The following is a 5158-nucleotide window of genomic DNA, read 5'->3' on the forward strand; positions in this document are numbered from 1 at the left end:
CCCCTGGACGAAGACTACATTGAGCCGGACATGGATTCGGCGGCCTACAGCTACCTCGACGAGCTGGCCAGTGAGCATGCCAGCGAGCCAGCGCCTGCGCCCGAACCGCTGCCTGCGGCGATGCCGGCGACCGGTCTGGCCCTTGAATGGCTGGAGATGTTCCCCAAATTACCGGTGTCGGGCATGACCGCCAGCATTGGCGCCAACTGCACGCTGATTGCGGTTGACGGTGATGACTGGCTGTTGCATCTGGACCCGGCCCACAGCGCGTTGTTCAACCTGACCCAGCAGCGTCGACTCAACGATGCACTGAACCAGTTCACTCAGCGTACACTCAAAGTCACGATTGAGCTGGTCAAGCCGGAGCAGGAAACCCCGGCCCAGGCGGCTTCGCGTTTTCGCGCAGAGCGCCAGCGTCTGGCCGAAGAGTCGATCCATGCTGACCCGGTGGTCCGGCAGATGGTCGAGCAGTTCGGTGCGGCCGTACGCGAAGATACGATTCAACCTTTAGAGGTGGCTCAGGCTCAAGTGTCGTAACGCCAGAGCAGAAACTTACAGCCCGCAGTCGTTTTGATTGCGGGTGCATTGTCCAAATAACGTTTGAGGTGATTCCCATGATGAAAGGTGGCATGGCCGGCCTGATGAAGCAGGCGCAGCAGATGCAGGAAAAAATGGCCAAGATGCAGGAAGAGCTGGCCAATGCTGAAGTCACCGGCAAGGCGGGTGGCGATATGGTCACTGTGGTCATGACCGGCCGTCATGACGTCAAGCGGGTGAGCATTGACCCGACTTTGCTGGAAGGTGTGAGCGAAGACGACCGCGAAGTGCTGGAAGACCTGTTCGCCGCAGCGGTCAACGACGCCGTGCGCAAGATCGAAGCCAACAGCCAGGACAAAATGTCTGGTGTGACCGCCGGCATGCAACTGCCGCCGGGCATGAAGATGCCGTTCTAAGGCATGCTGAAATGCCAGGCCATGAGCCTGGCATTTTTTTGCCTGTTTTACGGGTATTTGACGCTAGCTCACACCGAGGGTATAAACCGCGTCTCGTTGTTTTGTCGGACCTTTCCTTATGAGCTTTAGCCCTCTGATTCGCCAACTGATCGATGCCTTGCGTACCTTGCCGGGCGTGGGTCAAAAGACCGCCCAGCGCATGGCGTTGCAATTGCTTGAGCGTGATCGCAGTGGCGGCTCGCGCCTGGCCCTGGCGCTGACTCAGGCGATGGAAGGCGTGGGGCATTGCCGTTTGTGCAGAACCCTGACCGAAGATGATCTGTGCCCGCAGTGTGCCGATGTGCGCCGGGATGACACCTTGCTGTGCGTGGTCGAGGGGCCGATGGACGTGTATGCCGTGGAACAGACCGGTTATCGCGGCCGTTACTTTGTGCTCAAGGGGCATTTGTCGCCGCTCGATGGTTTAGGCCCTGAGGCGATAGGCATTCCGCAATTGATGGCGCGTATTGCAGAGCAGGGTACGTTTGCGGAGGTGATCCTGGCCACCAATCCAACGGTTGAGGGCGAGGCCACTGCGCATTACATCGCCCAGTTGCTGAGCAACAAAGGCCTGATAGCGTCGCGTATCGCCCACGGTGTGCCGCTGGGTGGCGAGCTGGAACTGGTGGATGGCGGTACTTTGGCGCACTCGTTCTCGGGGCGTCGGCCGATTACGCTCTGATTGCGATTGCAGGGGAGAGGGGACTCCTGTGGGAGCGGGCTTGCTCGCGATGCAGGCACCGCGGTATTCAGTTGAACCGCGCTGATGCCATCGCGAGCAAGCCCGCTCCCACGTGTCGGTATTACTCGGTCAACGAAAATTCCGTCAGACAGAAAGTAGGCACACCCAAATCCTGCAAGCGCTGCGAACCGCCCAGTTCGGGCAGGTCGATAATGGCCGCTGCTTCAAACACCTGCGCACCCATGCGTCGCACCAGGTTGGCTGCCGCAATCAGCGTGCCGCCCGTAGCAATCAGGTCATCGACGATCAGCAGCGAGTCACCCTCGCACAGGCTGTCGGCGTGAACCTCCAGAAACGCTTCGCCATATTCCGTCTGATAGCCTTCGGCCAAAACGTCTGCGGGCAATTTGCCCTGTTTGCGAAACAGGATCAGCGGTTTATTGAGCTGGTGGGCCAGTACCGAGCCGATCAGGAAGCCGCGGGCATCCATGGCGCCGATATGGCTGAAGTCAGCCTCGACGTAGCGCTCGATAAAGCTGTCGGCGATCACGCGCATGGCGCGGGGCGACTGGTAGAGGGGGGTGATGTCGCGAAAGATGACGCCCGGCTTGGGGAAATCAATAACCGGGCGAATCAGGGTTTTGAGGCAAAAATCGTCGGAGACCATATCGGGCTGTCCTGGGGAGCGTTAAGCGCGCCAGTATAACCCGTCAGGCCGTGTCAAACCTCCAGCGAACCACCGGCCAGGGCACACAGCTTGATCGGGTCAAGAATATGCACTTCCTTGCCTTCGGCAGTGATCAACTGGTTTTCCTGCAGGCGGGTAAACACGCGGGACACGGTTTCAACGGCCAGGCCCAGGTAATTGCCGATTTCGTTGCGCGACATGCTCAGGCGGAACTGATTGGCCGAGAAGCCGCGAGCACGAAAACGCGCTGACAGGTTGACCAGGAACGTGGCGATACGTTCGTCGGCGGTTTTTTTCGACAGCAGCAACATCATTTGCTGATCGTCGCGGATTTCGCGGCTCATTACACGCATCAGCTGGCGACGCAGTTGCGGCAGTTGCACGGAGAGTTCGTCGAGACGTTCGAAAGGGATTTCGCATACCGGTGTAGTCTCTAGCGCCTGGGCCGATACCGGGTAGGTTTCAGTGTCCATACCCGACAGGCCGACCAGTTCGCTGGGCAGGTGGAAACCGGTAATTTGCTCTTCACCGTTGTCGCTCAGGCTGAAGGTTTTCAGTGCGCCGGAACGTACCGCGTAAACCGAGCCAAACGTGTCGCCCTGGCGGAACAGGAACTCGCCTTTTTTCAGTGGGCGGCCGCGCTTGACGATTTCTTCCAGCGCATCCATGTCTTCCAGGTTCAACGAAAGTGGCAAACAGAGTGGGGCCAGGCTGCAATCCTTGCACTGTGCCTGAGTGTGAGCGCGCACTTTTACTGGCTCGGACATTTCTTAAATCCTTGTAGGAAAACACACATAAGATGCAAGGGTAACCCAGCGTGGGGGGGCTAGACCAGCCGCACCATGCCAGGGCACTCATCTCATGCTGTAGAGGTCGTGTTTGCGACCTTAGATCACCCGCGAATAGCGCTGACGGGTTTGTTGCTCAAGGTAAGCGTCGAACACCATGCACACCGAGCGCACCAGCAGCCTGCCAGCAGGCAGCACAGTCAGTTGCTGGTCGTCCAGGGCGATCAGGCCGTCGGCGGCAATGGTCTTGAGCGTCGGCCACTGAGGGGCAAAATAGCCGCGAAAGTCGATATTGAACGCCTGCTCCACGGTCGCGAACGGCAGGTGCAAATTGCAGATGATCTGCTGGATGACCTCGCGACGGATACGGTCATCCTGATTGCATACCAGGCCACGGCTGGTGGCGAGCTGGCCGCTGGCCAGGGTGTGCTGGTATTTGGCCAGGTCGCTGTCATTTTGGCAGTACAGGTCGCCGATCTGGCTGATGGCGGAGACACCAAGCCCGATCAGGTCGCAATGGCCGTGGGTGGTATAACCCTGGAAGTTGCGTTGCAGGGTTGATTCTTCCTGGGCGATGGCCAGTTCATCGTCTGGCAGGGCGAAATGATCCATGCCGATATAGCGGTAGCCGGCGCCGGTCAGTTGCCCGATGGTGCGCTCCAGCATCTGCAGCTTGGCGGCAGGCGAGGGCAGGTCGCTGGTGTTGATGCGTCGTTGGGGCATGAAGCGTTCAGGCAAGTGCGCGTAGTTGAACACCGACAGGCGATCGGGCTGCAGGCTGATCACTTCTTCAACGGTGCGGGCAAAGGCTTCCGGGGTTTGCTTGGGCAGGCCGTAGATCAGGTCGATATTGATCGAGCGAAATTGCAGCGTGCGTGCAGCGTCGATCACTGCCCGGGTCTCTTCCAGGCTTTGCAGGCGATTGACCGCCCTTTGCACGTCCGGGTCGAGGTCTTGCAGGCCGATGCTGACACGGTTGAAGCCCAGTTCACGCAACAGGCCCATGGTCGACCAGTCGGCTTCGCGGGGGTCGATTTCGATGCCGTAGTCGCCGGAGTCGTCGTCCAGCAGATTGAATTGCTGACGCAGCTTGGCCATCAGTTGGCGCAATTCGTCGTGGCTAAGAAAAGTCGGGGTGCCGCCACCAAAGTGCAGTTGCTCGACCTTCTGCCTGGGGTCGAGGTGGCAGGCGATCATCTGGATTTCCTGCTCGAGTTTCTGCAGGTAGGGCTGGGCCCGGCCACGGTCTTTGGTAATGACCTTGTTGCAGGCGCAGTAATAGCAAATATTGGCGCAAAACGGCACGTGCACATACAACGACAGCGGGCGCAGAGCCTTGCGGCTTTCGCGCAGGGCGTGCAGCAGGTCGAACGGGCTGACCTGGCTGTTGAACTGCATGGCTGTCGGGTATGAGGTGTAGCGCGGTCCGGCAAGATCGTAGCGGCGGATCAATTCTGGGTCCCAACGAATGGCGTCGAGCATGCGGGCATTCCCCTGGGATGGCTGGCAATGCTGCGGATTCTAGGGGGTGGGTCGTTGTAGCATCTTGATTTGCATCAACAGCTGTGATTGGCAAGTGCACCTGTGGGAGCGAGCTTGCTCGCGATACCGGCGACGCAATGTGTCAGGCAAATCGCGGTGATGCCATCGCGAGCAAGCTCGCTCCCACGGGTTCTGTCTAGTGCCCCATCAACCAGTGCTGATGGGGACCGGGCAGGGTCCAGATACCGAACAGGATCACCAGTAATCCTCCAGCCATGCGCACGCTGCGTTTGCGCAGCACTGCGGTGACACGTTCTGCGGCAAGGCCGGTGGCCAGCAGCACGGGCCAGGTGCCCAGCCCGAACCCCAGCATCAGTAATGCACTGTCGATTGCGCTGCCCTGGCTGGCGGACCAGATCAACGTGCTGTACACCAGCCCGCAGGGCAGCCAGCCCCACAGTGCCCCCAGCAGCAAGGCGCGCGGCAGGCTGGTGACCGGCAACAAGCGGCTGGCCACCGGCTGGAT

At 59.8% G+C, this 5158-nt stretch carries 7 protein-coding genes; 3 read left to right on the plus strand and 4 right to left on the minus strand.

Going from position 1 to position 5158, the window contains the following annotated elements; genetic code table 11:
* The 3 genes from GHO03_RS23605 to recR form a co-directional block, all read left to right on the plus strand.
* The coding region (locus GHO03_RS23605; RefSeq protein ID WP_306108804.1) for a DNA polymerase III subunit gamma/tau C-terminal domain-containing protein at nucleotides 1-537 on the plus strand (537 nt) is incomplete at its 5' end.
* Nucleotides 538-614: 77 nt separating this feature from the next.
* Complete coding sequence (locus tag GHO03_RS23610) at nucleotides 615-953, plus strand: YbaB/EbfC family nucleoid-associated protein (RefSeq protein WP_095002765.1); 339 nt, start codon at nucleotides 615-617, stop codon at nucleotides 951-953.
* A 118-nt stretch (nucleotides 954-1071) separates the two neighbouring features.
* Entirely contained in the window at nucleotides 1072-1674 is a 603-nt protein-coding gene (recR, locus tag GHO03_RS23615; RefSeq protein WP_016780292.1) for a recombination mediator RecR, read from the plus strand.
* A gap of 121 nt (nucleotides 1675-1795) precedes the next feature.
* Here recR and GHO03_RS23620 read toward each other — a convergent pair whose 3' ends face one another.
* The 4 genes from GHO03_RS23620 to GHO03_RS23635 form a co-directional block, all read right to left on the minus strand.
* Nucleotides 1796-2341 (minus strand): adenine phosphoribosyltransferase, encoded by a 546-nt coding sequence (locus tag GHO03_RS23620; RefSeq protein WP_095002764.1) that lies wholly within the window; start codon nucleotides 2339-2341, stop codon nucleotides 1796-1798.
* Between the two features lie 53 nt (nucleotides 2342-2394).
* Nucleotides 2395-3129: a fumarate/nitrate reduction transcriptional regulator Fnr gene (fnr, locus tag GHO03_RS23625; protein WP_029611340.1), complete on the minus strand. Its 735-nt coding sequence runs from the start codon at nucleotides 3127-3129 to the stop codon at nucleotides 2395-2397.
* A gap of 120 nt (nucleotides 3130-3249) precedes the next feature.
* Nucleotides 3250-4632: an oxygen-independent coproporphyrinogen III oxidase gene (gene hemN, locus GHO03_RS23630; RefSeq protein WP_153400627.1), complete on the minus strand. Its 1383-nt coding sequence runs from the start codon at nucleotides 4630-4632 to the stop codon at nucleotides 3250-3252.
* A gap of 196 nt (nucleotides 4633-4828) precedes the next feature.
* Nucleotides 4829-5158, minus strand: a 330-nt coding sequence (locus tag GHO03_RS23635; RefSeq protein WP_178110360.1) for a sulfite exporter TauE/SafE family protein, incomplete at its 5' end; no start/stop codon positions are given.

Source organism: Pseudomonas sp. FSL R10-1339, assembly GCF_009600545.1.
Classification (GTDB): domain Bacteria; phylum Pseudomonadota; class Gammaproteobacteria; order Pseudomonadales; family Pseudomonadaceae; genus Aquipseudomonas; species Aquipseudomonas bubulae.